15 protein-coding genes and 1 tRNA gene are annotated in these 15,764 nt (G+C 68.9%); 9 read left to right on the top strand and 7 right to left on the bottom strand.

The window, feature by feature from the left end; translation table 11 throughout:
- Positions 1-40 precede the first annotated feature (40 nt).
- A complete protein-coding gene (locus WS95_RS11090; RefSeq protein ID WP_034207547.1) occupies positions 41-1,186 on the top strand; it encodes a glycerate kinase in 1,146 nt (381 codons plus the stop codon).
- A 62-nt stretch (positions 1,187-1,248) separates the two neighbouring features.
- The gene (locus WS95_RS11085) at positions 1,249-1,698 is read left to right on the top strand and encodes a MarR family winged helix-turn-helix transcriptional regulator (RefSeq protein ID WP_034207548.1); all 450 of its coding nucleotides are present in this window, start codon (positions 1,249-1,251) and stop codon (positions 1,696-1,698) included.
- A 263-nt stretch (positions 1,699-1,961) separates the two neighbouring features.
- On the opposite strand, the gene WS95_RS11080 is transcribed toward WS95_RS11085, so the two are convergent.
- Both WS95_RS11080 and WS95_RS11075 read right to left on the bottom strand, forming a co-directional pair.
- Positions 1,962-2,960, bottom strand: a complete 999-nt coding sequence (locus tag WS95_RS11080) for a 2-dehydropantoate 2-reductase (RefSeq protein ID WP_059823821.1) — start codon at positions 2,958-2,960, stop codon at positions 1,962-1,964.
- A 105-nt stretch (positions 2,961-3,065) separates the two neighbouring features.
- The gene (locus WS95_RS11075) at positions 3,066-4,217 is read right to left on the bottom strand and encodes a helix-turn-helix transcriptional regulator (RefSeq protein ID WP_059823819.1); all 1,152 of its coding nucleotides are present in this window, start codon (positions 4,215-4,217) and stop codon (positions 3,066-3,068) included.
- A gap of 302 nt (positions 4,218-4,519) precedes the next feature.
- Here WS95_RS11075 and WS95_RS11070 point away from each other — a divergent pair, with 302 nt between their 5' ends.
- The 4 genes from WS95_RS11070 (at position 4,520) to WS95_RS11055 (ending at position 8,261) form a co-directional block, all read left to right on the top strand.
- Positions 4,520-5,566 carry a porin gene (locus WS95_RS11070; RefSeq protein WP_059823817.1) on the top strand — a complete coding sequence of 349 codons (1,047 nt, stop codon included), beginning with the start codon at positions 4,520-4,522 and terminating at the stop codon, positions 5,564-5,566.
- Positions 5,567-5,587: 21 nt separating this feature from the next.
- The gene (locus tag WS95_RS11065; protein ID WP_059823815.1) at positions 5,588-6,796 is read left to right on the top strand and encodes an MFS transporter; all 1,209 of its coding nucleotides are present in this window, start codon (positions 5,588-5,590) and stop codon (positions 6,794-6,796) included.
- 14 nt (positions 6,797-6,810) lie between these two features.
- Positions 6,811-7,920: a class II histone deacetylase gene (locus tag WS95_RS11060; protein WP_059823813.1), complete on the top strand. Its 1,110-nt coding sequence runs from the start codon at positions 6,811-6,813 to the stop codon at positions 7,918-7,920.
- A gap of 110 nt (positions 7,921-8,030) precedes the next feature.
- On the top strand, positions 8,031-8,261 hold the full coding sequence (locus tag WS95_RS11055) for a hypothetical protein (RefSeq protein WP_059823811.1): 231 nt from the start codon (positions 8,031-8,033) through the stop codon (positions 8,259-8,261).
- Positions 8,262-8,365: 104 nt separating this feature from the next.
- Here the strand turns inward: WS95_RS11055 and WS95_RS33125 are convergent, their stop codons facing one another.
- Positions 8,366-8,659 carry a hypothetical protein gene (locus WS95_RS33125; RefSeq protein WP_082746899.1) on the bottom strand — a complete coding sequence of 98 codons (294 nt, stop codon included), beginning with the start codon at positions 8,657-8,659 and terminating at the stop codon, positions 8,366-8,368.
- A gap of 185 nt (positions 8,660-8,844) precedes the next feature.
- Positions 8,845-8,931 (bottom strand) — tRNA-Leu (locus WS95_RS11050).
- A 235-nt stretch (positions 8,932-9,166) separates the two neighbouring features.
- Here WS95_RS11050 and hpnD point away from each other — a divergent pair.
- Complete coding sequence (gene hpnD / locus WS95_RS11045) at positions 9,167-10,000, top strand: presqualene diphosphate synthase HpnD (protein WP_059823809.1); 834 nt, start codon at positions 9,167-9,169, stop codon at positions 9,998-10,000.
- A gap of 10 nt (positions 10,001-10,010) precedes the next feature.
- Here the strand turns inward: hpnD and WS95_RS11040 are convergent, their stop codons facing one another.
- The 3 genes from WS95_RS11040 to WS95_RS11030 form a co-directional block, all read right to left on the bottom strand.
- On the bottom strand, positions 10,011-11,231 hold the full coding sequence (locus WS95_RS11040) for a DUF1501 domain-containing protein (RefSeq protein WP_059823807.1): 1,221 nt from the start codon (positions 11,229-11,231) through the stop codon (positions 10,011-10,013).
- Between the two features lie 55 nt (positions 11,232-11,286).
- Positions 11,287-12,783: a DUF1800 domain-containing protein gene (locus WS95_RS11035; protein WP_059823877.1), complete on the bottom strand. Its 1,497-nt coding sequence runs from the start codon at positions 12,781-12,783 to the stop codon at positions 11,287-11,289.
- Between the two features lie 134 nt (positions 12,784-12,917).
- Complete coding sequence (locus WS95_RS11030) at positions 12,918-13,196, bottom strand: hypothetical protein (RefSeq protein WP_034207558.1); 279 nt, start codon at positions 13,194-13,196, stop codon at positions 12,918-12,920.
- 258 nt (positions 13,197-13,454) lie between these two features.
- Between WS95_RS11030 and ompR the strand changes: the two genes are divergently transcribed.
- On the top strand, positions 13,455-14,189 hold the full coding sequence (gene ompR / locus WS95_RS11025; RefSeq protein ID WP_006478565.1) for an osmolarity response regulator transcription factor OmpR: 735 nt from the start codon (positions 13,455-13,457) through the stop codon (positions 14,187-14,189).
- A gap of 41 nt (positions 14,190-14,230) precedes the next feature.
- Positions 14,231-15,592 (top strand): ATP-binding protein, encoded by a 1,362-nt coding sequence (locus WS95_RS11020; RefSeq protein WP_034207559.1) that lies wholly within the window; start codon positions 14,231-14,233, stop codon positions 15,590-15,592.
- The last annotated feature ends 172 nt before the right edge of the window (positions 15,593-15,764 follow it).

The raw sequence follows: 15,764 nt of genomic DNA, 5'->3' as shown, positions 1-15,764 counted from the left end.
CCCCTTATTCTTCACACCAATCACGCCTTCCGGAGACACCATGCCGCAACACCCGTCCGCGCCTGTCGTCGTCGTCGCGCCCGATTCGTTCAAAGGCTCGCTTTCAGCCGAGCAGGTCGCGGACGCGATCGCCACCGGCATTCGCCGCGCCCGGCCCGATGCCGTCGTGCGCTGCTGCCCGATGGCCGACGGCGGCGAAGGCACGCTCGACGCGATGCTGGCCGGCGGCGGCACGCGGCGCACGCTGCGGGTGGCCGGCGCGTCGCTGGCGGCGCGCGACGCGGCGGTGGGCGTGATCGATGCGCGCACCGCGATCGTCGAGACGGCCGAGATCGTCGGGATTACCGACCCGGTCGGCATGAGCGTGCCGGTCGACGCGCGCAGCACGCGCGGGATGGGTGAGGCGATCCGCGCGCTGCTCGACGACGGCGTGCGCCGCTTCTTCGTCGCGCTCGGCGGCAGCAGCACCAACGACGCGGGCGCCGGGCTGCTCGCGGGCCTCGGCCTGCAGTGCTTCGACGCGGGCGGCCAGCCGGTCGAGCCCGTGCCGTCGCGGCTCGCCGACATCGCGCGCATCGACGCGTCGGGGCTCGATCCGCGCCTGAAGGAAACGGAATTCGTCGGCATGTCCGACGTCGACAACCCGCTGACGGGCGCACATGGCGCCACCGCCGTGTTCGGTCCGCAAAAGGGTGTGACGGCGGCGCAGGTCGCGCCCCTCGATGCGGCCCTCGCCCGCTTCGCCGACCTGCTCGAAGCCGCGCTCGATCGCCGCGGCCGCGATCTGCCGGGCGCGGGCGCCGCGGGCGGCCTCGGTTTCGCGCTGCACATGCTCGGTGCACGCTTCGAGGCCGGCGCCGAAGTGGTGGCGCGCCAGGTCGGGCTCGACGCCGCTCTGGCCGGCGCCGACTGGCTGATCACCGGCGAAGGCCGCTCCGACGTGCAGACGCTGCACGGCAAGGCGCCGTTCATCGCATGCCGGCACGCGCAGGCCGCCGGCGTGAGCGCATCGCTGCTGTCGGGCGCGGTCGACCCGGCCGCGCTGCCGCGTCTGTCCGAGCATTTCTCCGGCTGCTTTTCGCCGGCTCCGGGGCCGATCACGCTCGACGTCGCGATCCGCGACGCGGCCAACCTGCTCGCGAACGAAGCGGAACAGTTGACACGCCTGAAGTACGGTGCACACTGACCGTTGACCCGAGCGCGCGATACAGGAACAATCGGGCCCGCCCTTTTTCTTCAGGATTCGACATGAAAGGCCGCCAAGCCGGGCTCGATCAGTTTCTGACCTATCGCCTCCATGCGCTCACGAAGCGCTCCGACCGCGGGATCGGCGAGGTGTACCGGCACAAGCTCGACATCTCGCTGCCCGAGGCGCGCGTGATCGCCGCCGTCGGCGCGTTCGGCCCGTTCTCGATCATGGATCTCGCGCGCCACACCAATCTCGACAAGAGCCAGGCAAGCCGCGCGGCCGAAGCGCTGCTGCGCCAGGGGCTGCTCGAGCGCAGCGCGAGCGACGAAGACGGCCGGATCGTGCTGATCGCGCTGACCGCCGACGGCCGAGCGCTGCATCGCAAGATCATGCCGATCGTGCGCAAGTGGAACGACGGCCTGCTCGCTTGCCTGTCCGACAGCGAACGTCAGACGTTCGAGCGGCTGCTCGACAAGGTCGTTGCGCACGCAGTCGAGCGCGACGACTGAGTAACCGGCTTCGAAGTCAAGCGCGATGAAGTGAATCGTCGCGAGGCGTGTCGGCCCCGCCGTCGCCGGTTCGCGAAGCGCAGCGGCGGCATTGATCAGACGAATCGGACGAGCCGCCCGCGTCGCGTCACACCCGATCCGGGTGACTTGTCCGGGCGCGCCGTCCGGACGGCCCGTCTTGCACCGCGACGGCATCGCGCGAAGCACGCGCGGTCGCGTTGCCGGCGTCGCCGACGGCCGCGAATCCGGCGGCCTCGTGCGCACTACAACCCACTGTTCGTCGCGCGCTGACGCAACAATCCGAGCACCGCGTCGCAGTACGGCGTCGGCACGCCAAGCTTGCGGCCGAGTTCCGGAAACACGCCGAGGATCGGCCCGATCTCGAGCGAGCGCCCCGCCTCGAAATCCTGCAGCATCGACGTCTTGAACGCGCCCAGCTTGCGCGTGACCGCGATCCGCTCGGGGCCGCTCATCCCGGCGGACAAGCCGAGCCTCGCGCCGATCGCAGCCGCTTCCTCCATCATCCGCAGCGCGAGATCCTGCGTGAACGGATCGTCGAGCAACTGCTCGGCCGTCGACCCGGTCAACGCGCTCAGCGGGTTCATGTTCATGTTGCCCCACAGCTTCGTCCAGATCTCGGTCCGGATCGCGGGCGTCGTCTCGACGTCGAAACCGCCGGCCGCGAGCGCCGCGGCGAACCGCGCCGTGGCCCCGTCGAGCCGCGGATCGGGCGTGCCGACGATCAGCCGGTTGCCGCGCCCGCGCCGCACGACGCCCGGCGCGTCGGTACTCGACGACAGATGCACGACGCAGCCGATCGCCTGCGCGGGCGGCAACGCAGCCGACACCGCGCCGGCCGGATCGACCGCATCGAGCGGCACACCGTCGATCGCCCCTTCGAGCCCGTGCGTGAACCACCACGGCAGCCCGTTCATCGCCGCGACGATCACCGTATGCGGCCCGACCAGCGGCGCAATGCGCGCGGCCAGCGCCGGCAGCGCCTGTGCCTTCAGCGCGATCACCACATAGTCCTGCACACCGAGCGCGGCCGCATCGTCGCTTGCGCGCATCGGCACCGACGCGATTGCGCCCGCCTCGTCGATCACGCGCACGCCGTGCGCATTCAGCGCATCGAGCGTCGCGCCGCGTGCGTACGCGCTCACGGTCATGCCGGCTCTCGACAACGCGGCCGCGAGCAATCCGCCGATCGCGCCGACCCCGACCACCGCCGCGCGCACCGACCCTGAATTCGTGTCGTTCATGATGGCATTCCGTCTCCCGGGAGCTGACGAGCATAACGCGCAATGGTTGCAGACACAACCATTCGGGCGGCGCAGCGCGCATCCGGCGGCACGCGTTCGTGCGCCTCAGCGCGGTATGCCGCCCGCCTCCACCGCTTCGTCGTCGATCGCGCCGCTGGTCGCGCCGAGCACGCCGGCGATCTGGCTCTTGTCGTGCATGCCGAGCTTGCGGTACGCGCAGCGCAGGTAGTGGCGCACGGTCGTCGGCGAGATCGCCATCTGCTGCGCGACTTCCTTGTGCGAACGCCCGGCGCCGTAATAGCGGATCGCCGCGAGCTCGCGCGGGCTCAGCCGGTCGAGCAGCGAGCGCGGCCGCGCCTCGATCTGGAACAGCCCCGCGACGGGCACGCACTGGATGCGCAGCGCGTCGCCGACGAACGGCCGGCCCGGCTGGCGCCGCAGATGCGCGACAAGCGGCTCCGGCACGCGCGCACCGGCCCAGGCCGGCCATTCGGTGCGCAGCACGTCGTCGAAATCGTGATCGGCGTGGTGCAGCACACCGAAGTTGTCGCACAGCGCACGCGCCGCCGGCACGACCGTGTCGGTGCGCTCGCGTTCACGCGTGAGCTGCGCGGCGCGGTTGATCGTCAATGCGGCCGCGAGATGCGGAATGACTTCCTCGAAACGATGCGCGTCGTCGTCGCTGAACGGCCGGTTCAGGCCCTGCCGGTAGATCGACACGAACGTCGTCAGGCCGAAGCGGCGATCGAGCGTACACACGAACATCAATTGCGCGAGCCCGTACTTCACGCACCAGTCGCGAAACCGCGCATCGAGCCCCGGCTCGACGACCGACAGCCGCACCGCGCGGCCGTGCGCGCCGTGCAACGTGCGGCGCGCGAGCGGATCGCAATCGCGCACGCGCTTCCAGTCGATGAAGAACGCGTGCGGCAACCGGTATAAAAAGCTGTTGTGCATCACCGGGCCGGTCGGCACATGGGTCGCGACGCCCGTCCACGCGGCATCGAACGGAACGAGCGCCTGCAGCAGCGAAAAGAACCGGTATTCGAATTCGCCGATGGCGGACTGCGCGGCCACCGCGTACAGGTCGAGCAGCATCAGGCCGAGTTCGCGCTGCGCTGCGTCGCCGCGCGTGACGCCATCGAAATCGGCGCGCCGGGACGGCAGCGGCGGCCACGCGAATTCGTCGAGCGCGATGGCGGCCGGCACGTCGCGCAGCGCGTCGAGGTCCTGCCCGATATCCGTCGTGATCCTCACCTTCCGCTCTCCTGTCCGGTCGGGCCGCCGATGTGCGCAACGATACCGGCCGATTATAGCGAGCGACTTTTTTGGCGGGCCACGGCGCCGAAACGCTCGCCAACCCCATCCATTTGAACGGTACACCGCGCGTTGCTGCTGCGCGGCACGGCGCGCGGCGACGTTGCGGGGCGTTCAGGCCGTGCAACGCGGGTTTTCCGCACCGTTCATCTGGACGACTGTTCAACGGTTTTCCCGCTGCGGACACTGCGTCGCGACCACACCAACGACGAACCGACGCAGGAAGGTATGGAGAACCCCACGTGACGACACCCCGCTTCATCCGCACGGCCACGGCCGCCGCGGCGCTTGCCGCATGCAGCGGCGCCGCGCACGCGCAGTCCGCCCTCACGCTGTACGGCGCGCTCGACGTCGGCGTGCAATATCTGACGCACGCCGACGGGCACCATTCGGCCGTGCAGTTGCAGAACTACGGCATCCTGCCTTCGCAGGTCGGGATCAAGGGCCACGAGGATCTCGGCGGCGGCTGGCGGGCGCTGTTCAAGCTGGAACAGGGCTTCAACGTCAACGACGGCACCCCGACCGCGCCCGGCTACGCGTTCTTCCGCGGGGCATACGCGGGCATCGCGGGACCGGTCGGCACCGTCACGCTCGGCCGCCAGTTCAGCGTGCTGTTCGACAAGACACTGTTCTACGACCCGCTCTGGTATGGGTCGTACAGCGGCCAGGGCGTGCTCGTGCCGATCAACGCGAACTTCATCGACCACTCGGTCAAATACCAGTCGCCGACGTTCGCCGGCTTCGACGTCGAAGCGCTCGCCGCGACCTCCGGCGTCGCGGGCAATACGCGCGCCGGACGCGTGCTCGAGCTCGGCGGCCAGTACACGAGCAACGGCCTGTCGGTGAGCGCGGTGCTGCATCAGGCGCACGGCGACGTAGCGGCGGCGGCCGACGCGTCCGCGCGGCGTCGCGAACTCGGCACGCTCGCCGCGCGTTATGCGTTCGCCACGCTGCCGCTCACCGTGTATGCGGGCGTCGAACGCCTGACCGGCGACCTCGACGCCGCTCGCACGATCGTCTGGGGCGGCGCGCGTTACCTGACGTCGAACGGGATCGGCCTGAACGCGGGCGTCTACCACACCGATGCGCGCACGCCGGCGATCGGCCACCCGACGTTGTTCATCGCGAGCACCACGTACGCGCTGTCCAAGCGCACCGTCGCATACGTGAACCTCGGCTATGCGCGCAACAGCGGCCAGAGCGCGCAGACCGTCTACGAATACGACGCGACGCCGCTCGCCGGCGCGTCGCAGTTCGGCGCGATGGTCGGCATGTACCACCTGTTCTGATTCCCCCAACGAGATCCCGTCATGAAGACCCTGCCCCCGGATGTCGCCCTCTCGCGCGACGGCCATGCGTCGACGTTCGCGCGCTCGACGCTCGTCGCGCTCGTCGTGTTCGCGGCCATCACGCCGCTGTTGCTGCTCGTGGCGCCCGCCGTCGCCGGTCAGCTCGCCACGCAGCTCGGCTTGTCCGCGTCGCAGATCGGCACCTATTTCTTCGTCGAACTCGGCGCGTTCAGCCTCGCGACCGTGCCGTCGTACCTGTGGCTCGGACGTGTCGACGCGCGTCGCGTCGCGGCGTTCGCCATCGCGCTGTTCGGCGCGGGCAACCTGCTGACTGCGCTATGGATGCCGGGGTTTGCCGCGCTGCTCGCGCTGCGCGCCGTCACCGCCCTCGGCGGCGGCTCGCTGATGGTGCTCTGCATGACGAGCGCGGCGACGAGCAGCAACAGCGACCGCGTGTACGGCCTGTGGGTCGTCGGCCAGTTGATCGCGGGCGCGATCGGCCTGTTCGTGCTGCCGCACGTGTTCGCCGCGTTCGGGCTACGCGCGCTGTACGTCGCGCTCGCCGTGCTCGCGCTGCTCGCGGCGCCGCTGTCGCGCGGCTTTCCGACGTCGCTCGGCACGCGGGCGGCGTCAGCGTACGCGGCGCGCGGCGACGCGCCGCCGACGCCGCGACGCTTCGTCGTGCTCGCCATCGGCGCGGTGCTGACGTTCTATCTCGCGATCGGCAGCGTGTGGACGTTCGCGAGCCGGGCGGCGGCCGAGGCCGGGCTCGATCCGCAGTCGACCGGCAACGTGCTCGCGATCGCGAGCGTGATGGGAATCGCCGGCGCGGCGCTCGCGTCGTGCGCGGGCGGGCGGCTCGCGCGGCGCGCGATGCTGGCGACCGGCTATGCGCTGCTCGCGGCGTCGCTCGTCGCGCTCGCGGCGACGCGTGACACCGGCGGCTACGGCGCGGCGATCTTCACGTTCAAGTTCGCGTGGACCTTCGTGCTGCCGTTCATTCTCGCGACGGTCGCGCAGATCGACACGTCGGGCCGCCTCGTCGCGACGCTCAATTTCGTGATCGGCGCGGGGCTCGCCGCCGGCCCGCTGCTGGCCGGCCTGATGCTCGACGCCGGCGGCACGATGCGCGCGCTGTTCGCAGCCGCGACGGCCGTCGCGATCGTGTCGTTCGCCGCGCTGCGCCACATCGATCGCCGCGCGCGCCTTTCCGTTTCCTCCCAACCGTGACAGGTCACGCATCCATGAATCGCACTGCCTTCTTCACCGACGAACGCACTTTCTGGCATACCGGCGGCACGCACGCGCTGTTCTTTCCGGTCGGCGGCTGGGTCCAGCCGCCGTCGAGCGCGGGCTACGCGGAATCGCCCGATTCGAAGCGCCGCTTCCTGTCGCTCGTGCAGGCGTCGGGCCTGGCCGCGCAGCTCGACCTGCGCGGCGCCGAACCCGCGACCACCGCCGACCTGCTGCGCATTCATCCGGCACACTATCTCGACGCGTTCCGCGCGCTGAGCGACACGAACGGTGGCGACCTCGGCGATCTCGCGCCATTCGGCAAAGGCAGCTACGAGATCGCCGCACTGTCGGCCGGCCTCGCGATCGCGGCGATCGATGCGGTCGTCGGCGAGCACGCGGCGAATGCGTTCTCGCTGTCGCGGCCGCCCGGCCATCACTGCCTGCGCGACCGCCCGATGGGCTTCTGCATGCTCGCGAACATCCCGATCGCGATCGAGGCCGCCCGCGCGAAGCACGGCATCGAGCGCGTCGCGGTGATCGACTGGGACGTGCATCATGGCAACGGCACGCAGTCGATCTACTACGACGATCCGGATACGCTGACGATTTCGCTGCACCAGGACCGCTGCTTCCCGCCCGGCTACGGCGGCGCGGACGATCGCGGCGAAGGCGCGGGCGTCGGCGCGAACCTGAACGTGCCGCTGCTCGCGGGCAGCGGCGACGATGCCTATCGGTATGCATTCGAGCGAATCGTGCTGCCGGCGCTGGCGCGTTTCCGCCCCGAGCTGATCGTCATCGCGAGCGGCCTCGACGCGAGCGCGGTCGATCCGCTCGCGCGCATGCAGCTGCATACCGACAGCTACCGGTTCATGACCCGCGCGGTAAAGGAAGCCGCGCAACGCCATTGCGGCGGGCGGCTCGTGATCGTTCACGAAGGCGGCTATTCGGAGGCGTACGTCCCGTTCTGCGGGCTGGCGATCGTCGAGGAACTGTCCGGCCTGCGCACCGAGGTCGCCGACCCGATGCTCGACCTGGCGATCGCGCAGCAGCCGGGCGAGCGGTTCGTTGCGTTCCAGCGCGAACTGATCGACGAACTGGCCGTGTCGTTCGGGTTGTAGCGCGCGCTGACGAACGATACCGGGCCGGCATGCGCCGGCTCTTGCGCGATCGGTACGGATGGGGTTTCCTGTGTTTTTACTCCCGTTCCGGCCGAGGCCGCACTCTTCCGATGAAATCGTCCCCGCGCGATAACGACGACACTGCCCAAACGCGCCGCCAGCCGTCGAAGCTGGCCCTGAACATCGCCGCCGTGACGGTCGGTCTCATCACGTTCGCGATCGGCGCGGCGTGGGTGATCTATAGCTGGATCGTCGATCGCGAAGCGCAGTATTTCGCGATTCCGCTGGTGTTCTCGGTGCCGGTGATCGTGGCCGTCGCGATCCGCAGCTTCTGGGAATAGGCGCGCCGGAAACGACGAAGCGCCGCGGTCGGGCGACGCGCGGCGCTTCGTTTCACGCTCGTTTCAACTGAAGCGGTGCGCTCCGCGATCCGCTTGCAAGCGAGTCACAGGCCGGGACGCGGGCACGGATTGGGGGCTGCGCCCTGATATCCGCCGGCGACGGCAGCCAGCGCGGCGCCGGCCAGGGACGTGCCGAGCGCTTTCAACCCCCCCTCCGTCGACAACGGCTCGCCGCTCGACATCACACGCCCCGAATACGCGGAGCATGCGGACGACGTTGCAACCGTCTTCACGGGTGTGGCACTCCACGCGATGTTGTCGGCAGGCGTATTGGCGAAAGCCGGCGCGGCCAGCATCCATGCCAGAACGGAAATCGAGATACGTACGGTGTGTTTCATCGGCAGGTCCCTCGGTGTCGTTGTACTTCTTGTACGAAAAGTGAGCACGATATTACACGCGGCCGGTTTTTCGAGCGAGGTCCGGATGCCGGGCGGCGAAATAGGCGTCAATAAAAAAGCGCTGCGGTCAGCCGACCGGCAGCGCTTTTTCGCGAACGGCCCCTGCCGGGGGCACGTTCGACTTCTGGTGCGTGAGGCCGGACTCGAACCGGCACACCCTTGCGGGCGTCAGGACCTAAACCTGGTGCGTCTACCAATTTCGCCACTCACGCGCATTTCCGTCGCCTGACCGCGCGGGACGCAAGATGCGTGCTCCACGCGCCCGGGACTTCACGCCGGCCCGAAAACCGGCACGCCCGATCAGGCGAGCGCGAGATTCTACCCGATCCGTGCGGCCTTGTCTCGCCCCGCCGGCACCCGTCGTGCCGCGGTGCTAGAATGCCGCGCTCGACGTTTCGGCAGCGCGCCGCCGCGCGTCCCCCGAACCCGCCCCATCCGATTGAGCCCGTGAACTTCGACGACTACTGTCAGCAAAAGGCCGCCCCCGCAGGCTCCAGCGTCTACTACGCGCTGCGTCAGGCGCCGCTCGCCACGCAGCCGCGCCTGACCGCGCTGTTCGCGCTGCGCCGCGAACTCGAGGAAACCGTCAAGGAAACCAGCGATCCGACCGTCGGTCACACGAAGCTCGCGTGGTGGCACAAGGAACTCGCGGCACTGGCCGACGGGCAACCGTCGCACCCCGTCACGAAGGCGCTCGCGCAGCATCACCCGGCGATCGCCGCCGAGGCCGATGCGCTGCGCACGCTCGTCAACGGTTACGGGATGGACCTCGAGCAGGCGCGCTACCTCGATTTCGCGAACCTGCAGCGCTATATCGCGCAGGTCGGCGGCACCTTCGCGTCGCTCGTTGCGCGCGCCAGTTCGGCGCACCCGGCCGACCCGCAGCCATGGGCCGCGGACGTCGGCCGCGCGCTGATGCTCGCGCAATTCGTGCAGGAGCTCGGCAACGACGCGCGCCACGGCCGCATCTATCTGCCGATCGACGAACTGCAGCGCTACAACGTGACCGCGGCCGACCTGCTGAACCGCCGCTACAGCCCGGCGTTCACCGAATTGCTGCAATTCCAGACGACCCGCGCGCGCGAAGCGCTCGTGGCCGCCGATGCGGCGATTCCCGCCGCCGAACGCCGCGCGCAACGCACGCTGCGCGCGCAGATCGCGCTGGCCGGCGCGCTGCTCGACGAAATCGCGCGCGACGGCTACCAGGTGCTGCATCAGCGCATCGCGCTGACGCCGATCCGCAAGCTGTGGATTGCGTGGCGCGCCGCGCGCCGCCGTTGAGCCGTGCGCATCACGCCTTCAGCAGCGGCAGCGTGTCGAAACGCTGCTGCAGCACGCGCGTCGCGTCGAGCCCCCACCAGGGCCCGAGCACGGTCGCGTAAAGCTGGCGGAAATCGACCGCGACCGGCAGGTTGCCGTTGCCGTCGAGCCGCCCGAGCGCGGGCGGCGCACCGTACAGCCCGCCCGCCACGCGGCCGCCCATCACGAAATGCGGCGCGGCCGTGCCGTGATCGGTGCCGTTGCTCTGGTTCTCGCGCACGCGCCGGCCGAATTCCGCATACGTCATCACGAGCGTCTCGTTCCAGCGCCCGAGTTCGATCAACGCCGCGCGCATCGCGCTCATTCCGTCCGCGAACTGCTTGAGCAGCGCGGCGTGCTGCCCCGGCTGGTTCTGGTGCGTGTCGAAGCCGTTGAGCGTCAGGCGCAGCACCGCGACACCGTCCTGCGCGCCGGGCCCGGACGCTTCGCACGCGGCCAGCACCTGCATCGCGGTCTTCACCGACGTGCCGAAGGCGCCGGCCGGAAAGGCCGTCCTGAATTCGCGCATCCCGCCGCGCGGGCGCAGCCGGTCGGCCGCCTTCACGATGTCGTTCTCGACGTCGATGATGTGCGCGAGCGCCGGGTTCTGCTCGCGCAACGACGACGGCTCGGCGAGCCGGGCCGCGCGGATGAACTGTGCGGGATTGACGAGCGCGATCGCGCGCGCGCCGTTCGACAACGGCCCCATCTCGGCGCTGCCGAGCACGACGCCGTCCGCCGCGAAACCGGGCGGCACGGGCGCCTGCGCGAACGTGCGCGTGAGCCAGCCTTCGTGCAGGTACTGATCCGAACGCGACGCGGTGTCCCAGATCTCGATCGAGCGGAAATGCGACAGGTTCGGCTGCGGATAGCCGACACCCTGCACGACCGCGACCTGCCCGTCGCGCCACAGCGGCATCAGCGGCGCGAGCGACGGGTGCAGCCCCGTCTGCGCGTCGAGCTGCAGTACCTGCTCGCGCTTGACGCCGATGCCGCGACGGAACGAGTAGTACAGCGGGTCCGCATACGGCACCACCGTGTTGAGGCCGTCGTTGCCGCCCTTGAGCTCGACGAGGATCAGCACGTTCGCATACCCGGCCGCAGGCTTTCGGCCGGCCTGCGGCGCGGCAGCCGCCACCGCGCTCGCCTGCCACATCGACACGCCGGCCGCCGCCGCGGCGCCCGTCAGCGTCAGAAAATCACGTCGGTTCATCGCACATCCTTTGGTTCGCCGCCCGCGGCCGCCGCCCGCTTCGTCGTCGTTCGCATCATTTCAGTTGATAGGCCGGATCCATCAGCAGCGCCTCGAGATACGCGCTGCCGGTCGAATCCGTGTCGATCGCCGCGACCGGCGAGAGTTGCAGCACCGCATGCTGCAATTGCAGCTCGGTGGACAATCCCGCGATCGCCTGCGGCCGCGCACGATACTGCGCGAGCCAGCGCTCGAGGTCGAAACGCAAGCCGCCGCGCGCGGGCTTCGCGGGCATGCCGCGCGGGCCGGCGGCGGACGCCGCGTCGGCCACCGGCATCGCGTGCGCGCTCGGCGACGGCGCGATCGCACGGGCCGGCGGCCGCATGCCGGCCGTCTCGGTCGCACGGAACAACTGCTCGACGAACTGCTTGCGCGACAACAGCGTCGTGCTGTTGATCCACAACGCGCCGCCTGGCCAGCCCTTCACGTTCGGCGGATAGAACAGGTTCTGTCCGAGCGTGCGCACGGTGTTCGCGAGCATCTGCGGATCGCCGTACGCCACGTCGAACAGCCGCACCGAGCCGACCACGAATTCCGCCGGCGACTTGACCAGCACGCCGCGGTTGCGCGGATCCCAGAACGCGTCGGTAGACCACAGCGCGGCGAGCGCCGCGCGAATGTCGTAGCCGCTCGCGCGAAACCGCTCGGCCACCGCGTCGAGCGCGCGCGGCTCCGGCGTATCGGAGACGAACTCGCGCCACAGCTTGCCGGCGATGAAGCGCGCGGTGTCCGGCCGCTTCAGCAGGATGTCGAGAAAGCCGTCGCCGTCGAACGGCCCGGTTTCGCCGAGGATCGTCTTGTCGCCGGCATCGTGCCATTCGGGCCGCACCGCGAAGCGCAGCGTGTCGGGATCGACCGTCCAGCCCGTCATCGCGCGCGCGGCCTCGGTCACGTCGTATTGCGTGTAATGCCCTTCGCCGAGCGTGAACAGTTCCATCACCTCACGCGCGAAATTCTCGTTCGGGCGGCCCTTGCGATTGCTCGCGCCGTCGAGATACTGCAGCATCGCCGGATCCTTCGCGACCGCGTGCAGTAGCGAGCCGAAGTTGCCGAGCGCCTCGCGGCGAAACAGCGCGTTCTGCGCGGCCATCGTCTGCGGGTAAGGCACCTTGTCCTGCCCGGACGTGAAATGCCCGTGCCAGAACAGCGTCATGCGCTCGGTGAGCGGCGACGGCGTCGCGACCATCTCGTTGACCCAGGCCGCACGCAACGCATCGTAGCGGCGATTGCGCTCGCGCTGCTCGTCGCGCCGCATGTCGGGCGTCAGCGCCTGGCGCTGCGCGCGTGTCGGCGGCGGCTCGGCGAGCCAGTCGGGCCACGTCGTGACGGGTTCGCGTCGTGCATTGCCGAGCGTATCGGCCACGACCTGCGCGCGCGTCATGCCGACGATGCGCGCGACTTCGGCGGGAGCGGGAGAAAAACCGATGCGACCGAGAAAAAACATCGCGTCGTCGGCATCGAGCGGCGACTGCATGGCAGGCGACGACACCGGTGCGGCAGCGTTCGCTTTCATCGTCATGGACTCCCGGAACGCACCGGCGGTGCGGATGCCCGTACAACGGCATTCGGCGGCCCAAAGTTGACGGAAAAAATGCTACGAATTCTTTCCGCGCGGGGATTTCCGCGCGAGGCGAACGACGGCACGCCTCAGCGCTTGTACAACTCGCGCACGGCGTCTTCGATGTGCTGGCGCAACAGGTGCCGCTCTTCGGGCGTCATGTGCCCGTCGCGACGGCGCTGTTCGAGATCGGGAGGCACGGCGGAACGGGCCGTCATATCGGCGGCGCGATCGGGCTGCGGCGCTTTGCCGCGCGGCAGCTTGCGCGACGATGCGCCCTGCTCGGGGCGCTGCGCATACGCGAGGTTCGACGCATACGGACCGGCAAGCGCGATCGTCAGCATCAGTGCAATCCGGGCAGATCGCATGACCGTCCTCGCTTCTTTGGTCGATTTGTTCCCTTCGTCACGCGGCAACCGGCTACCTCTGGTACTTGAAAAACCCTGCGGAATTCGGGTGTACAAAGATGAAAGATGGAGTGCAGGGGAGTATCTACCGAATTTCGGCTTCGAGTAAAGGAATCTCTATAGCGTGCCTTTACTCGGCGCGACACTACGGGTAAATTTTGTAACCGACTGTAACGCACGAAAATACGCGGCCGTGCGCCAATTCCCATTCGCGATAAGATGCCGATCATGGAAACGAAAAACCCCTCCAAGATTCTCGTCGTCGACGACGACCCTCGCCTGCGCGATCTGCTGCGCCGCTATCTCGGCGAACAGGGTTTCAACGTCTACGTCGCGGAAAACGCGACCGCAATGAACAAGCTCTGGGTCCGCGAGCGTTTCGACCTGCTCGTGCTCGACCTGATGCTGCCCGGCGAAGACGGCCTGTCGATCTGCCGCCGGCTGCGCGGCAGCAACGACCGCACGCCGATCATCATGCTCACCGCGAAGGGCGAGGACGTCGATCGCATCGTCGGCCTCGAGATGGGCGCCGACGATTACCTGCCGAAGCCGTTCAATCCGCGCGAACTGGTCGCGCGCATTCATGCGGTGCTGCGCCGCCAGGCGCCGGCCGAACTGCCGGGTGCACCGTCGGAAACCACCGAGGTGTTCGAGTTCGGCGAATTCTCGCTGAATCTCGCCACGCGCACGCTGACCAAGTCCGGCCAGGAAATTCCGCTGACCACCGGCGAATTCTCGGTGCTGAAAGTGTTCGCCCGTCATCCGCGTCAGCCGCTGTCGCGCGAAAAGCTGATGGAGCTCGCACGCGGCCGTGAATACGAAGTGTTCGACCGCAGCCTCGACGTGCAGATTTCGCGCCTGCGCAAGCTGATCGAACCGGATCCGGGCAGCCCGCGCTTCATCCAGACCGTCTGGGGCCTCGGCTACGTGTTCATCCCGGACGGCGCCGCCTGAGCTTTTTCCTTCCCGGTTTCGCCCCGCCCACGGCCCGTCCCATGCGTATCGACCGGCGCCTTCTGCAGCTCGCGTTCGGCGGGCTGTTCTGGCGCACCTTCCTGCTGATCGCGCTGCTGATCTCGGTCAGTCTCGCCGCGTGGTTCCAGAGCTTTCGCGTGATCGAGCGCGAGCCGCGCGCGCAGCGCGTCGCGCTCCAGCTCGTCGCGGTCGTGAAACTCACCCGCACCGCCCTGCTCTATTCCGATCCCGACTTGCGGCGCGCGCTGCTGCAGGATCTCGAGAGCAACGAGGGCGTGCGCGTGTACCCGCGCGAAAAAACCGACAAGTTCACGCTGCAGCCCGACGAATCGCTGACCCGCCTGATCGAACACGACATCCGCAGCCGCCTCGGCGACGATACCGTGATCGCGCAGTCGGTCAACGACATTCCCGGCGTGTGGATCAGCTTCAAGATCGACGACGACGATTACTGGGTCGCGCTCGATCGCGACCAGCTCGACAACGTCACGGGCCTGCAGTGGGCCGGCTGGGGGCTGTTCGCGCTCGCGCTGTCGCTATTCGGCTCCGCGTTCATCACCAGCCTCGTGAACCGGCCGTTCTCGCGGCTCGCGCTCGCCGCGCGCCAGGTCGGTTCGGGCCAGGCGCCCGAGCCGCTGCCCGAGCGCGGGATGGGCGTCGCGGCCGAGACCAACCGCAGCTTCAACCAGATGGTGCGCGACCTCGAACAGCTCGAGGCCGATCGCGCGCTGATGCTCGCGGGCATCTCGCACGACCTGCGCACGCCGCTCGCGCGGCTGCGGCTCGAAACCGAGATGAGCCCGTCCGACCAGGCGACCAAGGACGCGATGGTCGACGACATCGAGCAAATGGACCGCATCATCGCGGCCTTCATCGACTACGCGCGCCCGTCGCAGCGCAAGCCCGAGCCCGTCGATCTGTCGTCGGTCGCGCAGGACGTCGCCGCGCGCGTGTCGGGCGAGGACGGCGTCGAAATCCGCACGCGGCTCGCGCCGAGCGCGATCATCGAAGCCGACGAGACCGACATGCGGCGCGTGATCGGCAACCTCGTCGAGAACGCGCGCAAGTACGGTCAGAGCAAGCAGGACGGCATCTCGCGCATCACGCTCGAGACGCGCGTGTCGCATGCGCGCGTCGAGCTGTCGGTGAGCGACGAAGGCCCCGGCATCCCCGAGGATCAGTTGCCGCTCGTGATGCGGCCGTTCTACCGCGTCGACACCGCGCGCACCAAGGCGGACGGCACGGGGCTCGGCATGGCGATCGTGCTGCGGCTCGTCGGCCGCTACCGCGGCGCGCTGCGCCTGCGTAACCGCCACCCGGAAGCCGGCCTCGAAGTCACGCTCGAATTCCCCGGCGCCGGCAAGGCGCGTGCGACCGCATGACACGTTCGCGCACGCATCTTGCGCGTCACACTATCGATCCGGTTGACAAAAGCTATGAAGGGCGTTAGTCAAAATCTATTGAAGTGAAACATCAATAGTGTTATAGTCCCTTTCATGCTGTCACATCATCGTTGCAGCACCGAGGTAGCTTGACTCAGTCTTCTTCCCAACT

Source organism: Burkholderia sp. MSMB1826, from assembly GCF_001526325.1.
In the GTDB taxonomy this organism is placed as follows: Bacteria; Pseudomonadota; Gammaproteobacteria; order Burkholderiales; family Burkholderiaceae; genus Burkholderia.
Note: the sequence above shows the minus strand (reverse complement) of the source record. Positions and strands in the feature narration are given on the sequence as shown.